The following is a 22,658-nucleotide window of genomic DNA, read 5'->3' as shown; positions in this document are numbered from 1 at the left end:
CGTGTCAATCGATTACGGCAGCGGCGATGTCGACGTCGGTGACCAGAGACGACACCAGCCCGGACTTGAGGACCGCCCGGGTGGCGGCCACCTTCTCCTTGCCCGCGGCGATGGCGATTCTGGTCGGGATGGCCCGCAGCACGTTCTCGTCGATGCCCATCCGGCGCTCGTCGAGCCCCGCGATCCGTTGGCCGTCGACGTCCAACAGCAGCGCGCAGGTCTCGGCGCAGACCCCGGCCTCGGCGAGGGTGTTCACCTCCTGCGCGGTCAGTGACTCGTAGACCTGCGAGGCGCCTGCGCTCCAGGCGCCGACCGAGACGATCGCGCAGCTGACCGACGACTGGTGCTCGACGGTCTCGCGGATCTGGAGGTTGTCACCGAGGCTGCGGGCAGTGCGGGCGTCGGTGACGACGAGCGGGGCGTACAGCGGCCAGGACTGGCCACCGCTGACCTCGCTGATCCGCCGCACCAGATCGGTGCCATTGGAGCTGATCGGTCCGGCCATGCCGGTCAGCTGCACGACGTCGCAGCGCGGCAGTGAGGTGAGGTACGGCGCGATGTGGGTCAGGGTGCGGCCACAGTCGACGCCGACGACGTCGCCGGCGCGCAAGATGGATTGCAGCAGCTCGGCCATCGCCCTTGCCACGGCTTCGACGTGGTCGGCGGTGTTGCTCGAGTCGGCGGTGACGGCATAGGCGTGTTCGAGTCCGTACTGGCGCTGCAGGGCGGTGGACAGCTCGACGTCGATGGCACCGGGGTTGTGGATCTTGATCTCCACCATCCCCGATTCGACCGCCTCGTCGAGCATCCGAGCCACCTTGAAGCGCGACAGCCCGAACTCCTCGGCGATCTGGATCCTGGTGCGTCCTTCCAGGTAGTAGCGCCGTGCGATCACCGCCCGTTGGAAAAGCTCATCGGGTCCCATGGCGGCCTCCCGTGACTCCCGAGCCGTTGGGCTCGCCACCGGCTGCACATATGTGCAGCCGCATTGACATGTGAGCATAAGCATTGCATGATCCACATCACAAAGAAACAGATGAGTATCGGGGCTATCAGATGAGCAGTGACGACACCGGCCTGACTTCCCTGGCCGGCGCCGTGTTGTCCCGGGAGTCCGCCGCGCTTGCTGCGCTGGTCGGGTCGGTCGAGTCCAGTGTCGTCACCGTCGCCCGGCAGATGATCGACGTGCGCGGCAAGGTCGTGACGACCGGGTCCGGTACCTCGGGCATCATGGCCGAGCGGCTGGCGCACCTGTTGTCGGTATGCGGGACGCCTGCGGTCTACCTGCCGTCGATGGACGCCCTGCACGGCGGGATGGGTGCCATCACGGCGTCCGACCTGGTGCTGGCCATCTCCAAGACGGGCCAGAGCACCGAACTCACCCACCTGGTGGAGCGGCTCGGCCGCCGTGGCATCCACGTCGTGGCACTGACCGAGAGCCCGCAATCCCCGTTCGCCAGGGCCGCGAGCAGTGTGGCGGCACTCCCGCCGACGCCAGCCGACGCCGATCCCGGCGACATGATCGCGATGGCGAGCACGCTGGCGGTCGGCGCCTGGAGCGACGCCGTCGCCGTGGTCACCATGTCGATGCGGGGTCATACCGTGAGCGACGTCATCGACAGCCATCCCGCAGGCGGCGTCGGCGTCCGAGGTCATCGACCGGGGGATGAATCGGTACCGGTGGTGCGCGGCGCATGACGGTCTCGGCGGTGATGGGGGTCGATTCCTCGACGCAGTCGTGCAAGGTGGAGATACGCGAGGCCGAGTCCGGCCTCTTGCTGGGTTCGGGGTCGGCTCCGCACCCGCCCGCATTTCCGCCCAGTAGCGAGCAGCACCCCGACGACTGGGTCGGCGCGTTCGTCGCGGCCGCCCGCCAGGCACTGGCCAGCTGCGAGCAGCGCCCCGACGTGCGGGCCATCTCGGTGGCCGCACAGTGCCACGGTCTAGTCCTGCTCGACGGCCGGGGCGACGTACTGCGACCCGCCAAGCTGTGGAACGACACCACCGGCGCACCCAACTTGGCGCGCCTGGTCGAGCGCATCGGCGCGCGCCGCTGGGTGATGCGCATCGGCACGCTGCCGACGGCGGCTTTCACCATCGCCAAGCTGGCGTGGGTCGCCGAGCACGAACCCGGGCTCCTCGACCAGGTGGCGACCGTGCTGCTGCCCCACGACTACCTGACGTACTGGCTGACCGGGCAAAGGGTGACCGATCGCTCCGATGCGTCGGGCACCGGTTACTTCGACGCCACCGACGGACGGTGGATCCCGTCGTACCTGGACCTCGCGGCCGGTGACCGGGACTGGGCGGCCAAGCTGCCGACCGTCCTCGGCCCAGCCGACGTGGCAGGCACCGTGTTGCCCTTCCCGGCAAGCGAACTCGGCATCGGTGCGGACGTGCTGGTGGGCGCCGGCGGCGGCGATCAACACGCGGCCTACCTCGGCCTCGGTCTTTCCGACGGCGACCAGTACTTCAGCATCGGCACCTCCGGGGTGGTGGCGACGTCCTCGCGCGGTCCGGTCTTCGACACGACGGGCGCGGTCGACGGCGTCGCGGACATGACCGGCGGCTACCTGCCGCTGATGAGCACGCTGAACGCGGCACGCGTGGTCGACCGGGCCGCGGTTCTGCTCGGCACCGACCTGGCCGGCATCTCCGAGCTCGCGCTTGCGGCGGGACCCACCCAGGGGCCGGTGCTGGTGCCCTTCCTCGACGGGGAGCGCACCCCGGACCGTCCCGACGCGCGCGGCGCCTTCGCCGATCTCACGTCGCACACCACCCGCGCCGAGCTCGCAAGGGCCTTCGTCGAGGGGCCGTTGCTGTCGCTGCTCTCGGGTCGCGACAGCCTGCTGGCGTGCGGGGTCGAATTGGGCGGCGCCGCAACGGCAGTCGGTGGAGGAGCCCGGTCACCGGCGACCCTGCAGCTACTGGCCGACCTGCTCGATGACGAGGTCACGCTGCCCGACGTCGAGGAGGCGACCGCACGCGGCGCCTGCATTCAGGCCGCGGCCGTGGCATCGCGCACCGACCGCGCCGGGCTCGTCGACCTGGCCAAGCGCTGGCTTCCCGACGCACGGGCCCGGGTGGCTCCCCGTGCGCACGGCCGGGATCTCGACGCCTTGCGCACGCGGTGGTCGGCGCTCGCGGCGTCGCCGATCCTGGACGCCGGTGGTGTGCGATGACCGGGCTCGCGTCGTGGCACCGCGACTTCCCCGATCTGTTGGCCGGATCGGTCTACGCCGCGCCCGGCTCACGGGTCGCCGCCGCCCAGACGCTGGCCGAGGCCGGCATCGACGTGCACGTCGACGTGATGGCAGTCTCGGAGGGATTGCCCGTCGGTGTGAGTCTGGCCGAGCTGCAGATGATCTCGACGTCCGTCGACCGCAGTCGGATCGGGGTGCACCTGATCGGGTCGGCCGACTTCGTCGACGCGGTGCTGCCCAAGATCCTGGCGCAGCACCCCGGTGTGGTGTTCCTGCCGTGGCACGCGTTCACCGACGAGCGCGTCCGAGCGATCCGCGCGGCCGGTGCCGCGGCGTGGATCGCGGTGTGGCGGGAGTGGGACGGTCTGGCCCAACCCGGCTGGTCCGCCGACCCCGACGGCGTCCTGGTGATGCTCATCGAGCCCGGCACCAGGGACCGTTGCCGCCTGGACCGGCTGGGCCTGGTCACCGCCTGCACCACCAGATTCACCGATCTACCCGTGGCCGTCGACGGCGGAGTCACCCGGGAGGTCGCGCCGTTGTGCGTGACCGCCGGTGTCCGCCAGATGATCGTCGGCCGCGCACTGATGACCTCAGAACGAAGGGAAGCGATGTGAGCACGATGAAGGCCAGCGTGATGACCGGGGTTGGCACGCTGCAGATCGAGGACCGACCGGTCCCGACCCCCGGCCCGCACGAGGTGCTGGTCGAGGTCGCGGCCGTCGGCGTGTGCGGATCGGACGTGCACTACTACCGTCACGGACGCATCGGCGACTTCGTCGTCGAGCAGCCGATGATCCTCGGGCACGAGTTGTCGGGCCGCATCACGGCGGTCGGGGAGAAGGTCGACCCGACGCGGGTCGGTCAACGCGTCGCCGTCGAGCCGCAGCACCCCTGCCGGCGCTGCGTGCAGTGCACCGCCGGGCGCTACAACCTGTGCCCCTACATGGAGTTCTACGCGACGCCGCCGGTCGACGGTGCGTTCTGCCGCTACGTCACCATCGACGCCGAATTCGCGCACCCGGTACCGGATTCCATGTCCGACGAGGCGGCGGCGCTGCTCGAACCGCTGTCGGTGGCCGTGGCCACCATGCGCAAGGCGCACGTCCAGCCCGGCAGTTCGATCCTGATCGCGGGTGCAGGCCCCATCGGCGTGATCTGCGCCCAGGCCGCCAAGGCCTACGGTGCCGCGCGCATCGTGGTGTCGGACCCGATGCAGTCCCGGCGGGAGAACGTGCTGCGTTTCGGGGCCACCGAGGTGATCGACCCGATGGTCGACGACGTCGCCGCGCTCGATCCGCAGGTGGACGCCTTCGTCGACGCCAGCGGCGCCGCGCCCGCCGTCGTCAGCGGCATCAAGGCCGTCGGTCCGGCCGGATACGTCGTGCTGGTCGGCATGGGCTCCGGTGACTACGCCCTGCCCATCGGCCACATCCAGAACATGGAGATCAACGTGACCGGGGTCTTCCGCTACACCGACACCTGGCCCGCAGCAATACATCTGGTGACCTCCGGCGCGGTGGACCTCGACGCGATGGTCACCGGCCGCTACGACCTCGAACACGTCGGCGAGGCGCTGGACAGTGACACCGATCCGGCCAGCCTCAAGTCGATCGTCGTTCCCAAGTGATGGGTTCCCAAGTGATGGGCCCCCAAGTTATGAAGGAGAGTGCGCGATGAGCGCCCGTTCACCGTTCGACCTCACCGGCCGCACCGCCCTGGTCACCGGTGGCAATCAGGGTCTTGGCCGGGCCTTCGCGTTCGGTCTCGCGCAAGCCGGTGCCACCGTGGCGATCTCGGGCCGCAGCGCCGAGCGCAACGAGAAGGTGACAGCAGAGGCGGCGTCCGCCGGACACCAGTTCCACCCGATCACCGCCGACATCACCCGGTCCGCCGACGTCGACCGGATGACCGCCGAGGCCATCGAGGCGCTCGGTCACGTCGACATCCTGGTCAACAACGCTGGCACCTGCTATCACGCCGAGTCGTGGGACGTGACCGAACAGCAGTGGGACGACGTCTTCGACCTCAACGTCAAGGCGCTGTGGGCGTGCTCGCTGGCCGTCGGCGCGCACATGCGCGAACGGGGGTCCGGCTCGGTGGTCAACATCGGTTCGATGTCCGGTCTCATCGTCAACCGGCCGCAGATGCAGCCGGCCTACAACGCGTCCAAGGCCGCCGTGCACCATCTGACGAAATCCCTTGCCGCCGAATGGGCCCCGCTCGGTATCCGGGTCAACGCCGTCGCGCCCGGCTACTGCAAGACCGAGATGGCGCCCGTCGACCGGCCCGATCTGAAGCGCTACTGGATCGACGACGCGCCGCAGCAGCGCTACGCCATGCCCGAGGAGATCGCGCCGAGCGTGGTCTTCCTCGCCAGTGACGCCGCCTCGTTCATCACCGGATCGGTCCTGGTCGCCGACGGGGGGTACACCGCATGGTGAACGGACCCGAAGCGGGCGTCAACCGTCGCGTCGTCGTCAACTCCATCGACGACGTCGTCGTCGAGACCGTACCGGAGGCCGCCCCCGAGGCGGGTGAGGTGCGCATCCGCGGCACGGTGGTCGGCATTTGCGGTTCGGACACGCACGCGGCGTGTGGCCACCACCCGTTCATCGACCTGCCGTATCGCCCCGGCCACGAGGTGATCGGGGTCGTCGATGCCGTGGGCGCCGGCGTCGCGGAGTCCTGGATCGGTCGCCGCGTCGTCGTGGAGCCGAACCTGGCGTGCGGGCGCTGCCCGCAGTGCCTGGCGGGTCGCTACAACATCTGCCGCGAACTGCTCGTGCTGGGTTGCCAGACCCCTGGTGGCCTGGCCGACAGCTTCACCGTCGCAGTCGACCGGGTGGTGCCGTTGCCCGACGAGCTCGACGACGACCACGCGATCCTGATCGAGCCGCTCGCCACCCCCATCCACGCCGTGCGCCGGGCCGCCGAAGCCGTCGGTGACCTGCGCGACCGACCGGTCGTGGTGGTTGGTGCCGGGCCGATCGGACTGTTCGTGCTGCTGGCCCTGCGCCAGGCCGGCGCCAGGGTCGTGGTCGCCGATCTGCTGGAATCCAAGCGGGCGCGGGCCGAACGCCTCGGCGCGGCAGGCAGTTTCGATCCGTCGGCACCCGACGCGGTCGAGTCTGCGCTGGCGCTGCTCGGCGGGCCCGCTGCCGCAGTGATCGACTGCGTCGCCATCCAGAGCTCGGTGGCCCAGGCCATCGAACTCGTCGACAAGGGCGGGGCGGTGATGATCGTCGGTGTCTCGGCGGGTGCCACGCCCGTCCGGCTCGACCTGATCCAGGACCGCGAGCTGGCGCTGATCGGCAACCTGATGTACGTCCGCGAGGACTACGCCGCCGCGATGGACCTGCTGGCCTCAGGTGTGGTTCCGATCGACGAGATCATCACCGCCCGTTACGACTTCGCACAGTCCGCGCAGGCGTTCGCCGCGTCGATGGATCCGGAGAACGTCAAGGTCGTCGTGGAGTTGACGAACGCCGACGGCGCCCCGATCTCCGTCGGTGCCGGCTCGACGGGTGGTGTCCGATGACCGCCATCCTCGAATGCGCGGACATCACGAAGAGCTTCGGTGGCGTACCGGTGCTCAAGGGCATCACCCTCGATCTCGAACCCGGTTCGGTGACCGCACTGGCCGGTGAGAACGGCGCGGGCAAGTCCACGCTGATGAAGATCGTCAGCGGTCAGTACAGCGCCGACGGCGGTTCCGTGTCGGTGCAGGGCACCCACCTGGCGCCCGGCAATCCCCGTGACGCCGTTCGCCATGGCGTGGCGATCGTGCCGCAGGAGCTTGCCTCCATCGAGGACATGACCGTCTACGAGAACCTCTTCGTAGGACGCGAACTCAAGCGTGGCCCGTTCCTGAACCGGCGGGCGATGATCGCCGAGGCCAAGGAGACGCTGTCTGCGTTCGACGTCTCGATCTCGCCCACCGCGCGGATGGGCAGCCTGCCCGTCGGTCTGCGGCAGATCGTCGAGATCGTCAAGGCCGCCCGCACCGGTGCTCAGGTGGTGATGCTCGACGAACCCACCTCGGCCATCTCCGAGCGCGAGGTCGAGGGTCTGTACGGCATCGTGCGCCGGCTTCGCGACCGCGGCGTCGCGATGGTGTACACCACGCACAAGATGGCCGAGATCCGCGCCATCGCCGACCGCGTGGTGGTGCTGCGCGACGGTGGGTTGATCCTCGACGAGCCACTGTCCAAGATCACCGACGACGACATCGTCACCGCGATGATCGGCCGCGAGCTGAACGCGCTGTTCCCCGAACTGGTGGCGCCGAAGTCCGAACCCGTACTCGAAGTACGCGACCTCCAGGTCGACGGGGCGTCCGAACCGGTGTCGTTCACGGTCTCCTCCGGGGAGATCGTCGGGCTCGCCGGTCTGGTCGGGGCGGGCCGAACCGAGCTGCTGGAGGCCATCTTCGGCGCCAGGCACACCAGCTCCGGGGAGATACTGGTGCGCGGCAAGCGGGTCAAGCGCAATGCCCCCGCGGCCGCCATCACCGAGGGCATGGCGATGGTGCCCGAGGACCGCAAGATCTCCGGCGTGGTGCTGTCGATGAGCGTGCTCGACAACGGCTCGCTGCCGCGGTTGTCGTCGTTCAGCGTCGCGGGTTGGCTGCGCGGCAAGGCCCGCACCAAGGCGGTCTCCGAGGTGATGAAGTCGGTCCGGTTGCGCAGCAGCGGGATGGGCCAGCTCGTCGGTACGCTCTCGGGCGGCAATCAGCAGAAGGTGGTGCTGGCTCGCTGGCTGACCGGTGAGGTCAACGTCCTGCTGCTCGACGAGCCCACCCGCGGCGTCGACGTCGGGGCCAGAAGCGAGATCTACCGCATCATCACCGAATTCGCCGAAGCCGGCATGGCCGTGGTGATGGCCTCGTCCGACATGCCCGAGATCATCGGGCTGTCGCACCGGGCCTTCGTCATGCGCGAGGGTGCCTTCGTCGGTGAACTCGACCGTGAGGCACTCGACCATCCCGCCGTCCAGGAGTCCGTGTTCCGCATGGCAACCGCACTCGACGGCCCGAAACACATCTCCAACCCAGATCCGGAGGCAACATCGTGACCACCCCAGTCGACACCGAGAAGACGCCGGAGGAGTCCGGCGCTCCCGTCGTCACGTCGCCGATCACGGGGGAGCCCGTCCGATTGTTCTCCCGCGAGTGGATCGGCGGCATCGCCCTTCGCTACTCGATGGTCATCATCATGCTGCTGGTGATCGCGTACTTCTCCTATCGGAGTGCACGATTCGGCACCGTCGACAACCTGGTCACCATCTTGGTCGCGGCCGCTCCGTTCGCGCTGATCGCGCTGGGCCAGACCCTCGTGGTGCTCACCGGTGGCATCGACCTCTCGGTGGGTTCGGTGATCGCGGTGTCCGCCATGGCGGGGGCGGCGACGGCCAAGGCCAACCCCGGCCAGGTGTGGATGACCGTCGGAGTGGCTATGCTCGTCGGTCTGGCGGTCGGTTCGCTGAACGGGATCATGGTGTCGCGCATCAACGTGCCCCCGTTCATCGCGACGTTGGGCACGCTGACCGCGGGATCGGGTCTGGCGTACGTGATCGGCGGCGGTGCACCCATCAACGGGCTGCCTGCCGAGTTCGGTTCCATCGCCAACACCAAGATCCTCGGCCTGACCATCCCCGTCCTGGTCATGATCATCGGCATCATCGTGCTGGCGATCGTGATGAAGCGGACCACCTACGGCATGCGGGTGTACGCGGTCGGCGGCAACCGGAATGCCGCCGAGATCGCCGGGATCAACGCCAAGAACGTCCTCTTCAGCGTCTACGCCCTGTCCGGCCTGTTGGCCGGCATCTCGGGTGTGATGCTGGCCTCGCGCGTCATCTCGGGCCCGCCCAACCTCGGTCAGGGGTACGAGCTCGACGCCATCGCCGCCGTGGTCATCGGTGGCGCCAGCCTCATGGGCGGTCGCGGGACCATCTGGGGAACGGTGCTGGGCCTGTTCATCATTCAGACGCTGAACAACGGGTTGGACATCTTGGTGGTGCCCGCCTACTGGCAGGACGTGATCAAGGGCGTCCTGATCGTGGCAGCGGTCGCGGTCGACGTCTGGTCGACCCGAAGGAGGACGTGATCGACCGTCCAGCAAGTCAATTCAACCAAAGCTCGACCAACTGAGAGGGCTAGACCAGATGAGACTGACAACGAAGTTCGTCGCCATCGCCTCGGCGGGAGCCCTGGCACTGGGCATGACCGCCTGCGGCGCCGGAGATACCGAGTCCAAGAGCGGCAAGACCCGAATTGGGGTCTCGGTGTACGACATGAGCTCGTTCATCACCGCCGGCAAGGAGGGGATGGACCAGTACGCGAAGGACAACGACATCGAATTGGTGTGGAACTCGGCCAACCTCGACGTCTCCACCCAGGCCACTCAGGTCGATTCGCTGATCAACCAGGGTGTCAGCGCGATCATCGTGGTTCCCGTGCAGGCAGATTCGCTGGGGCCGCAGGTCGCGTCGGCGAAGGCCAAGGGCATCCCGCTCGTCCCGGTCAACGCCGCGCTCAACAGCAAGGACGTCGCCGGCAACGTGCAGCCCGACGACGTCAAGGCCGGTGAGCAGGAGATGCAGATGATGGCCGACAAGCTCGGCGGCAAGGGCAACATCGTCGTGCTGCAGGGCCCGCTCGGCCAGTCCGGTGAGCTGGACCGAACCAAGGGCATCCAGAACGTGCTCGCCAAGTACCCGGACATCAAGGTGCTGGCGATGGATACCGCCAACTGGAAGCGTGACGAGGCCGTCAACAAGGTCAAGAACTGGATCTCCGGCTTCGGGCCGCAGATCACCGGCGTGGTCGCCGAGAACGACGACATGGGTCTGGGCGCATTGCAGGCGCTCAAGGAAGCCGGCCGCACCGGGGTGCCAATCGTCGGCATCGACGGCATCGAGGACGGCCTGAACGCCGTCAAGAGCGGTGAGTTCATCGGTACCTCGCTGCAGAACGGCACCGTGGAGCTGTCGGCCGGGCTGGCCGTCGCCAACGCGCTTGCCAAGAAGGAACAGGTCAACACCGAGCCGGTGTACATCATGCCGGCGATCACGCAGGCCAACGTCGACGTCGCCATCGAGCACGTCGTCACCAAGCGAGCCGAGTTCCTGGCCGGACTGAGCGCACTGACGGCGCAGAACCTGAAGACCGGTGACATCGCCTACGAGGGGATCCCCGGCCAGAAGCAACCGTGACCGCCCTTCTCCCAACACCTTTCAACCACATTCGACGACGAACGAAGAGAGAGCGATAGATGAGACTGACGATGAAGCTGGGTGCGATCGCCTCGGCCGGCCTGCTGGGCCTTGGCATGACCGCCTGTGGTGCCGGTGACACCGAGGCCAACAAGAACACCACCCGCATCGGTGTCACGGTGTACGACATGAGCTCGTTCATCACCGCGGGCAAGGAGGGCATGGAGACCTATGCCAAGGCCAACGACATCGAACTGGTGTGGAACTCGGCCAACAATGACGTCTCGACCCAGGCCAGCCAGGTCGACTCGCTGATCAACCAGGGCGTCTCCGCCATCATCGTCGTTCCCGTGCAAGCGGATTCGCTCGCCCCGCAGATCGCGTCGGCCAAGGCCAAGGGCATTCCGCTGCTGGCGGTCAATGCCGCGCTGGATAGCAACGACCTCGCCGGCAACGTGCAGCCCGACGACGTGGCCGCGGGCGCGCAGGAGATGCAGATGATGGCCGACCGCCTCGGCGGCAAGGGCAACATCGTGATCCTGCAGGGCCCGCTCGGCGGCTCCGGTGAGATCAACCGCGGCAAGGGCATCGACCAGGTGCTGGCCAAGTACCCGGACATCAAGGTGCTGGCCAAGGACACCGCCAACTGGAAGCGTGACGAGGCGGTCAACAAGATGAAGAACTGGATCTCCAGCTTCGGCCCGCAGATCAACGGCGTCGTCTCGCAGAACGACGACATGGGCCTCGGCGCATTGCAGGCGCTCAAGGAGGCCAACCGCACCGACGTGCCGATCGTCGGCATCGACGGCATCGAGGACGGCCTCAACGCCGTCAAGAGCGGTGAGTTCATCGGCACCTCGCTGCAGAACGGCACCGTGGAGCTGTCCGCCGGGCTGGCCGTGGCCAACGCGCTGGTCAAGAAGGAGGACGTCAAGAAGGATCCGGTCTACGTGATGCCCGCCATCACCAAGGACAACGTCGACGTCGCCATCCAGCACGTCGTCACCGAACGCCAGAAGTTCCTGGACGGCCTGACCGAGCTGACCGCGCAGAACCTCAAGACCGGTGACATCGCCTACGAGGGCATTCCGGGGCAGAAGCAGCCGTAACCCGGTTCGAGCAGTGACACGGGATCGGCCCCACCCGGGGTCGGTCCCGTGTTGCACGTGGCGCCGAGCGATGAGTTCGAGCACGCGGGCCGGTCGGTACCGGTATGACGATCGAGCACGTGCTGGCCGTGGTCCCGGTGTCGGATCTCCCGAGGGCGAACGCCTGGTACGAGAAGCTGTTCGGACGGGCGGCGGACAACCACCCGATGCCGGTGCTCGTCGAATGGCAGGTGGTGCCCGGTGGTTGGGTGCAGGTGTTCGTCGACGACGAGCGTGCCGGCTCCGGGCTGCTCAATCTCGCCGTCGACGACCTCCCCGGGCAGGTGGAGCGGGCCCGTGACGACGGTCTCGACCCGGGCGAGGTGGACACCGTGACCAAGGGCGTTCAGCTCTGCACGCTTCGCGACCCGGACGGCAACGTCCTGCGCCTGATCGGTGGCTTCCGGGTCGAGTACTGATCGGATGCGATGTAGCGCCGTGGTTACGTGCTCCACACGGCCATGTCACCCGATGGCCGTACCCATTGTCTGTGACCGACTCCAAGACCTTCACCGAACTCGAGCTGGCCGAGGACGGAGCACCGCCGAAGTCACGCTGGTACACGTCGTTGTTCACCCAGTTGCTGGTCGCGATCGTCGCCGGGATCATGGTCGGTTGGTTGTGGCCCGGCGTCGGCGCAGACCTGAAGCCGGTGGCCGACGGGTTCGTCAAGCTGATCAAGATGCTCATCGCGCCGATCATCTTCTGCACCGTCGTGATCGGCATCGCCCACGTCGGTGACCTCAAGTCCGTCGGCCGGATCGGCGTCAAGGCACTCGTCTACTTCGAGGTCGTCACGACCCTCGCCCTGCTGTTCGGGCTGGTGATCGGCAACGTCGTCAAGCCGGGGGCCGGTTTCGACGTCGATCCGCAGACCTTGGCCGCGGGTGCCGACGCCGTTGCCAAGAAGACCGGCAGCGGGGAGCTGCCCCACACCGTGGAGTTCCTGCTGAACATCATTCCGACGTCGGTCTTCTCGGCGTTCGCCGAGAATCAATTGCTGCAGGTGCTGTTCTTCGCGGTGCTGTTCGGTCTGGCGCTGGCCAAGTTCGGCGAGCACGGGCCGCCGGTCGTCTTCGAGCTGATCGAACACCTCGGCAGCCTGCTGTTCACGATCATCGGCTGGATCATGAAGCTGGCGCCACTGGCCGCATTCGGTGCGATGGCCTACATCATCGGCCAGTACGGCATCTCGTCGCTGGGGAGCTACGCCAAGCTGATCGGGGCGTGCTATCTGGGCGCGGCGCTGTTCATCCTGGTGCTCGGGGCGATCGCCCGGTTCCTGGCCGGGGTCAATCTCTGGCGGTTCTTCCTCTACGTCAAGGACGAGTTCTTCCTCGCCCTGGGCACCGCGTCCACCGAGGTCGTGCTGCCGCGCATCATCGACAAGTTGATCCACGCCGGATGTTCGCGCACCACGACGGGTTTGGTGGTGCCGACGGGCTACTCGTTCAACCTCGACGGTGCGACGCTGTACCTGTCCATCTGCGTGCTGTTCCTGGCGCAGGCCCTCGGCGTGGACCTCAGCCTGGGCGAGCAGATCACCGCCGTGCTGGTGCTGATGTTGACCTCCAAGGGCATGGCCGGCGTGCCGGGGTCGTCGTTCCTGGCGCTGTCGGCGACGGTGGCCGCGATCGGGCACGGGGCGATCCCAGTGGCGGCGGTCGCCCTGCTGCTGGGTGCCGACCGCATCATGGATTCGATGCGGGTGTCGGTGAACCTGCTCGGCAACTGCGTCGCGACGATGGTGGTGGCGCGCTGGGAGGGCCAGCTGGACTCGGCGCGGATGAAGGCCGTCCTGCGCGGCGAGCCGGTCGAGGACGTCGAGCCTGCCGCGGTGCCGGAGGTCGTCGTCTCCGGACGCTAGGCCACCGGCCGTGAATCCTCTGCGGCGCATCGACCACTTCACCGTAGAGGATTCACATCCGGCGATCAGGGTTTGGGGCCGAGCGGTTCCCGGGCCAGTTCGAGCACCTCCTCGGTGGTCAGCGGGCTGTGCGGATGCCGAGACAGGCACCATGGCGCCGTGATCTTCTGGAACGCCCGCCCTTCCAGCGCGGCATAGAAGTTGCCAGCCCGCAGCCTGCCGATGTCGGGCACCAGCCCGCCCTTCACCCGGGCCATCTCCTCGGCCACGGTGATCTGGACCGGAGCGTTGAGCAACCCGAAGAACTGGGTGGCCGCGTTGCCGGGGATGTTGGGGTTGAGCCCACGCGGTGCCTGGGTGGCGAAGATCAGCCCGAGGCCATACTTGCGGGCCTGCGACGAGAGCGCCAGCGTGCTCTGCAGGCAGGCCGTCGACCGCCCCGACGGTGCGAAGTTCTGCGCCTCGTCCATCACCAGGAGGCCACCCAGCGGCCGGTCACCGGCGGGGTTGCGCTTGATCCACGCGAACAACCCCATTTGCAGCTGGTTGACGAAACCCTCACGCTGGTCGTCGTTTTGCAATCCGACCATGCTGATCACCGACACCCTGGCGCGATAACCCTCCGAAGGGGTCAGCAGCATCCCGGGATCCGCGGGGGCGCCGTCGCCGCCGAACATCCGGTCGTTGACCATCGACGCGCGCAGGTTCTGCCCGAGCTCGGCCGCCAACTCCCTGGCGTTGCTCATCACGCTGACGCCGTCGGGCAGCTCGGCGAGCACGTCGAGGAACCCCGGCAGCGAGGTCGACTGCCGTCGGCCATACCACTGCAGCGATTGGCGCAGGACCGCCCGTCGGGAGTTGGCCTTCGGGGTGTTGCCCGAGATGAGGGCGCGGGGTTCCAGTGCGGCGAAGGCGGATTCGACGGCCACCTCGTACTCGTCGCGGTCGTCGACGACGCTGGCGAAGTCCGGTAGCGGCTGGAACGACAGCGGTCGCCCGCCCGCCCGACCGGGCGTCCACACGACGACCTCGGTGTTGTCGAGGTAGTCGGCGGCGCGCGGCGTATCAGCGGGCTGCCACCCGTTCGGCGGCTCGGGCCACGCCGAACCCAACCGGGACAGATCGTTGTTGGGGTCAAGCACGATCGACGACACCCCGCGGCGCGCGCACTCCTCGACGATCCGTCGGATCAGCACCGTCTTGCCGGATCCGGAGCCGGCGAAGATCGCGGTGTGCTTGCGCAGTGCCAGCATCTCCACGCTCAGCGGCTCGCCCGATTCGTCGTCCTGGCCGAGGGGAATGGTCGTCGGGTGGTCCTCGCGCCGCGGAGTCTTGAGCCGTTTGGCCCATGGTTCCGGTCGTGGCTCGGGTTCGGGCTCGGGAACCGGTTCGGGCTCGGGCATCTCGGGCGGAAGCGGACCCGCGCCCTCGCCGAGCGCCTCGCGAAGGAAGGCCAGTCCGTGGGCGGGTTTGCGCGACACCAGCCAGCCGACGAGGTCGGGATGGTCGTCGTCGATCAGATCCCGAAGTGCCGACGCGGTGCGCAGGTCGTCGTCGGACAGGACCAGCGTCCTGCCGCCGGCCTGCTCGAACTCGGCGATTGTCTGCGCCGTCTTGGCTCCCCCGGGCCAGCGGTCGTTGCGGAGCAGGAACAGCTGACGCTTGTCGAGGTTGGACCCGAAACCGGCTGCTACACAGGCGTTCTTGATCCTGTTCTGCACCGCGATCGCGTTGGTACTTGCGATCGCCCGGAAGGCCCAGTGCCGTTCGTCGTCGGTCTCGGCGTCCAGGCGCTGGCGCAGCCGGCCGTGCAATCGCACCTGCTTGCCCGGCGGCGGGTCGAGCGAGAAGGCTTGCTCGGTGTCGGCGCGTTCGGTGATCCAGGCGTCCAGTACCGCCGACAGCAGGCCTGGCACCGTGGTGTCCTCGCCCTCGGGATCCAGCGCCGCGGCGCCGACCGCACGACGCCGGTAGTCGGCGAACCGGCGGTCCAGATCGGTGGTCTCGCGGGGCCCGTCGTCGGCGGGGGCCGGCGCGGTGCCGGTGGTGGCGCCCAGGTGCTCGAGTTCCTCGACGACGTCGCGATCCAGGCACGCCCGCACGTGTGCATCGGCGCGCTGCAGCAGCCGGCGCGGGGTGTAGTCGGGCGCGTCGTCGAACGCCGCCGGCAAGATCGGCCAGCTCGGGTACGGCGGCGAGAAGCCAACGGCCCGGTAGCTCGCGGTGAACCGCCGCTCCAGGATCGCCCGTCCGACGTCGGCGCTCGGCAGCCCCTCCAATGTGGCCGTCTCGCGGAACCGGTCGGCGACGGTGGCCGTCGCCCGCGAGCGGATCGACTCCCACACCGAGGGCAGGCAGGCCACGACTTCGGCGGTGCGGCGCATGGTCTCGCGGACGGACATCAGCCCGTGCGCGACGTGCTCGAGATCGCGGTTGTCGGTGCCGCCGTCGTCGCGGCCTGCCGTCGAGGTGGCCGACTGCGCCAGCAGGGTATCGATCTGGTCGATGGCCATGACCGCGGGACCGGCCAGCGCGACGAGGCGGGAGATGTCGCGCACGCACTCCTGCGGCGTCAGCGTCGACACCCCGATGGCCCAGGTCCGACGGCCGGTGTCGTCGACGTCCTCCGCGGAGTTCAGATACGCCTGCCCGACGTCCTGCACGCCGAGGTCGGTGGCGCCGAGCAGGACCAGCGCTCGCAGGGTGTGGTGCGTGGGGCGCACGGTCTGCGGCTGCACGCGGTGCAGTGCGTTGACGAAGGAGGTCAGGGTCTCCGGGGTGAGCTCGTCGTCGCCCGCGATTGCGCGTCGGTCGGCCCGGGACACGTGCGCCACCGAGGCGAGCTGCCACAGCAGCTGCTTGAGCTGGGTCTCACGTTCGACGGCCGGCCGGCCGAGGCTCTCCAGAATGCTGCTGCGCGCAGACTCCCAGAAGCTGGTGGCGTCGAGGAGTTGCAGCAGGAAGAAGAATCCACCGCCGGCCTGCACCCGCTCACGCACCTGGCCCAGCAGGTGGGTCTTGCCCGAGCCGGCCTGGCCACGGACCACCACGCCCAGCGGGCTCGACTCCGGCGTCCGGTCGGCGTCGGCGAAGGCGTCCATGACCTGCTCGAGCGCCCGGTCGTGCACACCGGGCACGTGGAAGGCGCCGCTGGCATTCCACAGGTCGTCGGCCGACGGCGCGAAGGACAGACGCAGCGACTTGAGGGCTTCGCGCTGCTGGGGATCCATCACGCCTCGATCGCGATCAGGTGCTTGTCCTGGTCGCCGATGGATACGGCCGCAGCCCGGTCGGCATCGGTGAGAACCTTCTGGTTCTCCTCGGGGATAAGGCTGACCCCCGGGATGCGGTACATCCTGGTCAGCGCGGCATCGAGGTCGTGACGGGACAGGTCGCCGAGCTCCTGACGCAGGCGGACCAGGTCGACCCAGCCGCCGTGGCGTGCGGCGAGCCGGACGTAGGCGGCGCGGACCCGCTCCTCGATCCGATCGCCGATGGCGTCCGGTTCGCCGGCCAGCGCGTCGTCGTCGCGCGGAAGGAACACGTCGCCGGGGGCGAGGTCCTCGCGATCGAAGTAGCGGCGCAGCGCCCGAAGGACGGTGTAGAGCGCCTTGCCCTGCCCGGAGGGCCGGTCCGGGGTCGGCGCGCCGAAGAGCTTCGCGGCCGTCGCCCAGCCCCGGTCGGTCAGTTCGAGCACCATCGCGCCCTTCTCCTTGCTCACCTCGATCAAGCCCTTGTCGACGAGACGGTCCCGCTTGTCCTTGTCGAGCTTCGGCCCGAGCGTCGCCAGGTCCGGGTTGCGGACGGGTCGCGACTCAGCCATCAGAACCAGGAGGACGGCCTGCTCGGTGCCGGTCAGTTCGTCCGGTTCGACGCTCACGAGAGGATCCCTTCGTCGTGTCTGTTCCTGCCTAGCATTCCTGCGGTCACGACGAGCACCTGCACGCGGGGTCGACGCAGACGTCCGCTACTTCGGCGGCAGCGTCCTGACGTAACCGATCCCGCGGACCACCCACGCCTGCAACTGCCGCTTGGTGCGCACGCCCTCGGCCGCGACCCTGATCCACCCCCGCGTCTGGCGACCCGCCATGACCATCGGCTCGACGTGTTCCTTGGCCAGCAGGTTCTCGGTCTCCGACGGCGACACCCGGACCATCAGGCCGCCCTGGCCGCTCGCGGCGACTGCCATGTGCCCGTCGACCATGAACGCGAGACCGCCGAACATCCGCCTCTCGTCGACGCCCCGCTCGCCACCGGTCAGCTCCCTGATGCGGTTGGCGAGGTCCTCGTCGTAGGCCACGCCCCGACGTTAGTCAGTCGACGGCAGTGTTGGCCACGCGAACGCCCAGAGCTGGCTCAATCGGTCAGCGCGGCACGGAGTTCGGCGTCGAGCGATACCCGGACCAGGGCGGCCGCGAGGTGGGCGACCCGCCGCGGGGCCAGTGCGGCCAGCGCAGCTGGATCGGTGGGCAGCCCGAGTTCGCGGGCTGCCTCGATGGCCCGGTCGTCGAAGAATGGCCGCACCCAGGTCCAGGTGTCCTGCACCTCGCGCAGGAAGATCGCCGATCCGGTTGGGCCGATCCCGGTGAACTCCTGCAGCAGCGTGGCGACGCGGTGGACGTCCTGACCGGCGGCTTCGGCCAGGGTGCGTAGATCACCGTGGTGGCGGTCGCGGACGGTCTCGGCGATGGCGACCAGCCGCGTCGCCGAGCTCTCGTCGTAGCGCGCGTAACCGGCGCGCCCGAAGGCGGCGATCATGGTGCAACGCCGAGCGTCGAGGACTGCCTCTGGGGTGCGCAGGCCGGCGTGGAAGATCTCGCGGGCGGCGTGCACCGCGATCTCGGCGTCGATCGGCTTGCTGGCCAGCATGCACAGCACCAGCAGCTGGAACAGCGGTTTCGGGGTGTCCTCGAGGGTGATCCCGGCTTCCTCGGCGTAGGTCTGCCCGGCTTGATTCAGCAGCTGAGCGACCTGGTCTTCGTGGGTACTCATGCCAGCGGCGTACCCGGTCTGGCGCCGCTCAGTCCTCGGCGGCGGGCGTCCATCCCAGCCGCGGCCCGAGCGCTTCGGCGAGGTCGGTGACGATTTGGCGGTAGTCGGCTTCGTCGAACGTGAAGGGCAGGGCGAAGGCGACCTCGTCGGCGCGCTGGAACCCGGCGTGGTCGAACAGCTGGTCGGCCAGTTCGTCGGAGGTCCCGACGTAGTCGGGGGAGAAGAGCAGCTGCCGCGGTCCCTGGGGCGTCTTGGTGCGTTCGAACCGGCTGGCCGCGTAGTCGCGATAGCGGCGAATCTGGTCGTCGGTGGCCGAGTCGACCGGGATCACCACCAAACCCTGTGACACCCTTGCCTTCTCGGGGTTCGCGTGATGCGCGCGGTAGGCGTCGATCTGCGTACCCTGGATGGTGGCGAAGTCGGGCGCTGCGGTGCTCTCCGACGCGTCTGCGGCGCTGACCACCGAACTGGTGAGGTAGTTGATGCCCTGCTGGCCGGCCCAGATCGCGGAGGACAACCCGCCGCCGTACCAGACCCTGTCGGCCAGCCCTGGGGAGTGCGGCTGGATGCGATTGGTGAACCGCTCGATGCCGACCGTGCCCTCGAAGTCGCTGACGGGTTCACCGCGCAGGCACCGCAGCAACCGCAGCACCCGCTCCTTGGAGAAGTCCTCCAACTCGTGGGTGTCGGGATACAGCGCGGTCTTGTAGTGGTCGTACATCATCGGCGTGCCGACGGACACGCCAGGATTGATCCGGCCGCCGGAGAGGATGTCCACGGTCGCGAGGTCCTCGGCCAGTCGGAAGGGGTTCTCCAACCCCAAGGGGATGACGGCGGTGCCCATTTCGATGTGCGAGGTGCGCTGGCTGGCCGCCGCCATGATCGCGACCGGCGAGCTGATGCCGGGTTGCAGGTGCCGGTCGCGCAGCCACACGCTGTCGAAGCCGAGCGCCTCGGCGCGTTCGATCACCTCGAGCGTCTGCTCGATGCCGGGTCCGGGGTTCGCATCGTCGAAGCGGCCGATGGTCAGGAATCCGAGCTTGCGCAACGGTTCTCCGCGTCGTGGCATGTGCTCACCCTTCTAAGCCGAGCAGTCGCAAAGTGCCCTCGATCTGGGCGATTGAGGGCACTTTACGTCTGCTCACGGTGTCGAGTGGTCTGGCTAGGCGGCGACGGTGGCTGCCCATTCCGCCGGCTCCAGCGCCAACGCGACGATTTCGGCCACGTCCGTCATCGGCTTGACGTCCAGCGCGGCGAGCACCTCGGCCGGGACGTCGTCCAGGTCCGGCTCGTTGCGAGCCGGGATGAACACCGTCTTCAGCCCGTTGCGCTGAGCGGCTAGCAGCTTCTGCTTGACGCCGCCGATGGGCAGCACCCGCCCGTTCAGCGTGACCTCACCGGTCATGCCGACGTCACCGCGGACCTTGCGGCCGGTGGCCATCGACACCAGCGCCGTGACCATCGTGACACCCGCGGACGGGCCGTCCTTTGGCACCGCACCGGCCGGGAAGTGCACGTGGATCTGCCGATTCAGCGCCTGCGGATCGACGCCCAGTTGCTCGGCGTGCGCCTTGACGTAGGACAGCGCGATCTGCGCGGACTCCTTCATCACGTCGCCCAGCTGACCGGTCAGCTGCAGCCCGGCGTCCCCATCGTTGGCGTTGGCCTCGATGAAGAGCACGTCGCCACCGAGTCCGGTGACGGCCAGCCCCGTCGCCACACCGGGCACCGCGGTGCGTTCCTCGGATTCCGGCGTGAACCGCGGACGTCCCAGGTAGCCAACGAGATCCGGCTCGTCGATGGTCAGGCCGTCCGCACCGGCCGCCAGCTTGGTCGTCGCCTTGCGCAACGCCTTGGCCAGCAGCCGCTCGAACTGACGCACACCGGGCTCCCGGGTGTAGTCCGCGGCGATCTTGCGCAGCGCCGCGTCGGTCACCGTGACCTCCTCGGGGGTCAGCGCCGCGCGGTCGCGCTGCCGGGGCAGCAGGTACTCGCGGGCGATGGCCACCTTGTCGTCCTCGGTGTAGCCGTCGATCTGCACCAACTCCATGCGATCCAGCAGGGCCGAGGGGATGTTCTCGATGACGTTGGCCGTCGCCAGGAACACCACGTCGGACAGGTCCAGATCCAGGTCCAGGTAGTGGTCGCGGAACGTGTGGTTCTGCGCGGGGTCCAAGACCTCCAAGAGCGCGGCCGACGGGTCGCCCCGGTAGTCGGAGCCGACCTTGTCGATCTCGTCGAGCAGCACGACCGGGTTCATCGAGCCGGCCTCGCCGATCGCCCGGACGATCCGGCCGGGCAGTGCGCCGACGTAGGTGCGCCGGTGCCCGCGGATCTCGGCCTCGTCGCGCACGCCACCCAGGGCGACGCGAACGAACTTGCGGCCCAACGCTCTGGCCACACTTTCTCCCAGTGACGTCTTGCCGACACCGGGAGGACCGGCCAGCACCATCACGGCGCCGGAGCCGCGACCGCCGACGACTTGCAGCCCGCGCTGGGTGCGACGGGCGCGGACGGCCAGGTACTCGACGATGCGGTCCTTCACGTCGTCCAGCCCGTGGTGGTCGGCGTCCAGGATCTCGCGGGCCGACTTCAGGTCGGTCGAGTCCTCGGTCGTGACGTTCCACGGCAGGTCCAGCACGGTGTCCAGCCAGGTGCGGATCCAGCCGCCCTCGGGGCTCTGCTCGCTGGAGCGCTCCAACTTGCCGACCTCGCGCAGTGCGGCCTCGCGGACCTTCTCCGGCAGCTCGGCGGCCTCCACGCGAGCGCGGTAGTCATCGGACCCGTCGGGTTCGCCCTCGCCGAGCTCCTTGCGGATCGCGGCCAGCTGCTGACGCAGCAGGAACTCCTTCTGCGTCTTCTCCATGCCGGATCGCACGTCGTCGGCGATCTTGTCGTTGACCTCGACCTCGGCCAGGTGCTCGGCAGTCCAGTCGACGAGGTTGCGCAGCCGCGCGGCCACGTCCTCGGTCTCGAGCAACTGCCGCTTCTGCACGTCGGTCAGGTACGACGCGTAGCCGGCCGTGTCGGCCAGCGCCGACGGGTCGGTGATCTTGTTGACCACGTCGACGATCTGCCACGCCTCGCGGCGCTGCAGCATCGCCAGCAGCAGCTTCTTGTACTCGGCGCCAAGCGCCTTGGTCTCGTCGGTGGTCTCGGCTTCGGTCGCCTCTTCCACCAAGACCCAGAGAGCGGCGCCGGGGCCGGTCGTGCCCGACCCGATGTGGGCGCGCTTCTCGCCACGGATCACCGCGGCGGCACCACCCCCGGGAACGCGACCCACCTGCACGATCGACGCAATCACGCCGTGGGTGGGGTAGCGATCGTCCAGCCGTGGCGCAATGAGCAGCTTTCCGCTCTCGCTGGCCTGCGCCGCGTCGACCGCGGTCCGGGCGGCGTCGTCCAGCTCGATCGGCACCACCATTCCCGGCAGCACGATCGGCTCACTGACGAACAAGACCGGCACTGCGATGTTCTCTGACATCCATCCTCCAAAGTTCAGCCTGTTGCGCTCAACTTCTTCGTGGTGTCGTTTGTTCCCCCCAACGCTTACGCTGCCGCCCGGGCTGCCGCCGCCCGCTTGCCGACGATCACCGTGGCCAGCACCAGCAGACCGATCACCGGCAGCGTGATCGCCGAGCTCACGCCGTTGGCGGCGTCCACCGAGAGACGGGCGATGACCACCAGCCGGATGGCGACCTCGACGAGCAATCCGATGCCCCACATCGCCGAGAGCTGAACGTGGACGCGCCGGATGCGCCTGGCCTGCTCGGCGGTGGGTTGGGGATCGTCCGGGGAGCGGAACCGCTCGCCGACCACCTGGGTCAACGGCATCCCGACCACGCAGCTGCCCAGGAAGAGCAGCCCGCCGATGCCGTTGACCAACGTGTTGCCGACCAGGATCAGCTTGGGGTCGGTGGTCGCCAACCCGACCGCCAAACTGAGGCCGAACGTCAGCAGCAGGTACGCGGCGAACGGGTCGAGCCGCCGGCTGCGCACCACGCCGTAGATCACGCGAACCCCCGACAGCACCGTGGCCGACAGGAGCGCGGCGTACTCGGAGGCGCCCGCGGCGCGCAGACCGTAGTAGGCGACCAGCGGGGGCGCGACGTCGAGGAGCATGGTCTGGAAGAGGGGGCGCATCGAGCGTGGCTGCGCCGGGGCTGGATCGCTCACGCCGATCACCCTAGGAGGACCACCTGCCGCGTCGCTGTGGGGGACGCCGGGGCC

The 22,658-nt window shown here is 68.6% G+C and carries 20 protein-coding genes; 12 read left to right on the top strand and 8 right to left on the bottom strand.

The genetic code is table 11. The features are described from left to right. Positions 1-4: 4 nt before the first annotated feature. Positions 5-925, bottom strand: a complete 921-nt coding sequence (locus SBI80_RS20070) for a sugar-binding transcriptional regulator (RefSeq protein ID WP_318976549.1) — start codon at positions 923-925, stop codon at positions 5-7. A gap of 131 nt (positions 926-1,056) precedes the next feature. On the opposite strand from SBI80_RS20070, the gene SBI80_RS20065 reads away from it, so the two are divergent. From SBI80_RS20065 to dctA, 12 genes are all read left to right on the top strand, one after another. After that, the gene (locus SBI80_RS20065; protein ID WP_318976548.1) at positions 1,057-1,698 is read left to right on the top strand and encodes an SIS domain-containing protein; all 642 of its coding nucleotides are present in this window, start codon (positions 1,057-1,059) and stop codon (positions 1,696-1,698) included. Then, the gene (xylB, locus tag SBI80_RS20060; RefSeq protein ID WP_318976547.1) at positions 1,695-3,182 is read left to right on the top strand and encodes a xylulokinase; all 1,488 of its coding nucleotides are present in this window, start codon (positions 1,695-1,697) and stop codon (positions 3,180-3,182) included. Before SBI80_RS20065 ends, xylB begins: the two co-directional genes overlap by 4 nt. Next, positions 3,179-3,820: a beta/alpha barrel domain-containing protein gene (locus tag SBI80_RS20055; protein WP_318976546.1), complete on the top strand. Its 642-nt coding sequence runs from the start codon at positions 3,179-3,181 to the stop codon at positions 3,818-3,820. Before xylB ends, SBI80_RS20055 begins: the two co-directional genes overlap by 4 nt. Positions 3,821-3,825: 5 nt before the next feature. Then, complete coding sequence (locus tag SBI80_RS20050; RefSeq protein ID WP_318976704.1) at positions 3,826-4,833, top strand: NAD(P)-dependent alcohol dehydrogenase; 1,008 nt, start codon at positions 3,826-3,828, stop codon at positions 4,831-4,833. Between the two features lie 46 nt (positions 4,834-4,879). Further along, positions 4,880-5,647: an SDR family NAD(P)-dependent oxidoreductase gene (locus SBI80_RS20045; protein WP_318976545.1), complete on the top strand. Its 768-nt coding sequence runs from the start codon at positions 4,880-4,882 to the stop codon at positions 5,645-5,647. Then, positions 5,641-6,744 (top strand): zinc-dependent alcohol dehydrogenase, encoded by a 1,104-nt coding sequence (locus tag SBI80_RS20040; protein WP_318976544.1) that lies wholly within the window; start codon positions 5,641-5,643, stop codon positions 6,742-6,744. Before SBI80_RS20045 ends, SBI80_RS20040 begins: the two co-directional genes overlap by 7 nt. After that, positions 6,741-8,279 carry a sugar ABC transporter ATP-binding protein gene (locus tag SBI80_RS20035; RefSeq protein ID WP_318976543.1) on the top strand — a complete coding sequence of 513 codons (1,539 nt, stop codon included), beginning with the start codon at positions 6,741-6,743 and terminating at the stop codon, positions 8,277-8,279. The genes SBI80_RS20040 and SBI80_RS20035 overlap by 4 nt, the downstream gene beginning before the upstream one ends. Further along, on the top strand, positions 8,276-9,313 hold the full coding sequence (locus SBI80_RS20030) for an ABC transporter permease (RefSeq protein WP_318976542.1): 1,038 nt from the start codon (positions 8,276-8,278) through the stop codon (positions 9,311-9,313). Before SBI80_RS20035 ends, SBI80_RS20030 begins: the two co-directional genes overlap by 4 nt. Positions 9,314-9,371: 58 nt before the next feature. Then, the gene (locus tag SBI80_RS20025) at positions 9,372-10,421 is read left to right on the top strand and encodes a substrate-binding domain-containing protein (RefSeq protein WP_318976541.1); all 1,050 of its coding nucleotides are present in this window, start codon (positions 9,372-9,374) and stop codon (positions 10,419-10,421) included. A 59-nt stretch (positions 10,422-10,480) separates the two neighbouring features. Then, positions 10,481-11,530 (top strand): sugar ABC transporter xylitol/L-sorbitol-binding protein XypA, encoded by a 1,050-nt coding sequence (xypA, locus tag SBI80_RS20020; RefSeq protein WP_318976540.1) that lies wholly within the window; start codon positions 10,481-10,483, stop codon positions 11,528-11,530. A 104-nt stretch (positions 11,531-11,634) separates the two neighbouring features. Then, positions 11,635-11,988, top strand: coding sequence for a VOC family protein (locus SBI80_RS20015; RefSeq protein WP_318976539.1), 354 nt, complete (start codon positions 11,635-11,637; stop codon positions 11,986-11,988). Between the two features lie 71 nt (positions 11,989-12,059). After that, positions 12,060-13,436, top strand: a complete 1,377-nt coding sequence (gene dctA, locus SBI80_RS20010) for a C4-dicarboxylate transporter DctA (RefSeq protein WP_413232757.1) — start codon at positions 12,060-12,062, stop codon at positions 13,434-13,436. 65 nt (positions 13,437-13,501) lie between these two features. Here the strand turns inward: dctA and SBI80_RS20005 are convergent, their stop codons facing one another. From SBI80_RS20005 to SBI80_RS19975, 7 genes are all read right to left on the bottom strand, one after another. Then, positions 13,502-16,666, bottom strand: coding sequence for a helicase HerA domain-containing protein (locus tag SBI80_RS20005; RefSeq protein ID WP_318976538.1), 3,165 nt, complete (start codon positions 16,664-16,666; stop codon positions 13,502-13,504). Beyond that, entirely contained in the window at positions 16,666-17,316 is a 651-nt protein-coding gene (locus SBI80_RS20000; protein ID WP_318976537.1) for a hypothetical protein, read from the bottom strand. Before SBI80_RS20000 ends, SBI80_RS20005 begins: the two co-directional genes overlap by 1 nt. A gap of 87 nt (positions 17,317-17,403) precedes the next feature. Next, positions 17,404-17,736 carry a TfoX/Sxy family protein gene (locus tag SBI80_RS19995; protein ID WP_318976536.1) on the bottom strand — a complete coding sequence of 111 codons (333 nt, stop codon included), beginning with the start codon at positions 17,734-17,736 and terminating at the stop codon, positions 17,404-17,406. 56 nt (positions 17,737-17,792) lie between these two features. Beyond that, complete coding sequence (locus SBI80_RS19990) at positions 17,793-18,428, bottom strand: endonuclease (protein WP_318976535.1); 636 nt, start codon at positions 18,426-18,428, stop codon at positions 17,793-17,795. 28 nt (positions 18,429-18,456) lie between these two features. Next, a complete protein-coding gene (locus tag SBI80_RS19985; protein WP_318976534.1) occupies positions 18,457-19,497 on the bottom strand; it encodes an LLM class flavin-dependent oxidoreductase in 1,041 nt (346 codons plus the stop codon). Positions 19,498-19,590: 93 nt separating this feature from the next. After that, complete coding sequence (gene lon / locus SBI80_RS19980; protein WP_318976533.1) at positions 19,591-21,912, bottom strand: endopeptidase La; 2,322 nt, start codon at positions 21,910-21,912, stop codon at positions 19,591-19,593. 65 nt (positions 21,913-21,977) lie between these two features. Further along, complete coding sequence (locus SBI80_RS19975; protein ID WP_318976532.1) at positions 21,978-22,604, bottom strand: VC0807 family protein; 627 nt, start codon at positions 22,602-22,604, stop codon at positions 21,978-21,980. Positions 22,605-22,658: the final 54 nt, after the last annotated feature.

The organism is Mycolicibacterium sichuanense (assembly GCF_033741125.1).
GTDB lineage: Bacteria > Actinomycetota > Actinomycetes > Mycobacteriales > Mycobacteriaceae > Mycobacterium.
This window is presented reverse-complemented; position numbering and strand designations above follow the sequence as displayed.

Bases quoted from the DNA above. Each gene is read 5' to 3' on its own strand.
- SBI80_RS20070 (WP_318976549.1), bottom strand. From the start codon at position 925: ATGGGACCCGATGAGCTTTTCCAACGGGCGGTGATCGCACGGCGCTAC.
- SBI80_RS20065 (WP_318976548.1), top strand. From the start codon at position 1,057: ATGAGCAGTGACGACACCGGCCTGACTTCCCTGGCCGGCGCCGTGTTG.
- xylB (WP_318976547.1), top strand. From the start codon at position 1,695: ATGACGGTCTCGGCGGTGATGGGGGTCGATTCCTCGACGCAGTCGTGC.
- SBI80_RS20055 (WP_318976546.1), top strand. From the start codon at position 3,179: ATGACCGGGCTCGCGTCGTGGCACCGCGACTTCCCCGATCTGTTGGCC.
- SBI80_RS20050 (WP_318976704.1), top strand. From the start codon at position 3,826: ATGAAGGCCAGCGTGATGACCGGGGTTGGCACGCTGCAGATCGAGGAC.
- SBI80_RS20045 (WP_318976545.1), top strand. From the start codon at position 4,880: ATGAGCGCCCGTTCACCGTTCGACCTCACCGGCCGCACCGCCCTGGTC.
- SBI80_RS20040 (WP_318976544.1), top strand. From the start codon at position 5,641: ATGGTGAACGGACCCGAAGCGGGCGTCAACCGTCGCGTCGTCGTCAAC.
- SBI80_RS20035 (WP_318976543.1), top strand. From the start codon at position 6,741: ATGACCGCCATCCTCGAATGCGCGGACATCACGAAGAGCTTCGGTGGC.
- SBI80_RS20025 (WP_318976541.1), top strand. From the start codon at position 9,372: ATGAGACTGACAACGAAGTTCGTCGCCATCGCCTCGGCGGGAGCCCTG.
- xypA (WP_318976540.1), top strand. From the start codon at position 10,481: ATGAGACTGACGATGAAGCTGGGTGCGATCGCCTCGGCCGGCCTGCTG.
- SBI80_RS20015 (WP_318976539.1), top strand. From the start codon at position 11,635: ATGACGATCGAGCACGTGCTGGCCGTGGTCCCGGTGTCGGATCTCCCG.
- SBI80_RS20005 (WP_318976538.1), bottom strand. From the start codon at position 16,666: ATGGATCCCCAGCAGCGCGAAGCCCTCAAGTCGCTGCGTCTGTCCTTC.
- SBI80_RS19990 (WP_318976535.1), bottom strand. From the start codon at position 18,428: ATGAGTACCCACGAAGACCAGGTCGCTCAGCTGCTGAATCAAGCCGGG.
- SBI80_RS19985 (WP_318976534.1), bottom strand. From the start codon at position 19,497: ATGCCACGACGCGGAGAACCGTTGCGCAAGCTCGGATTCCTGACCATC.
- lon (WP_318976533.1), bottom strand. From the start codon at position 21,912: ATGTCAGAGAACATCGCAGTGCCGGTCTTGTTCGTCAGTGAGCCGATC.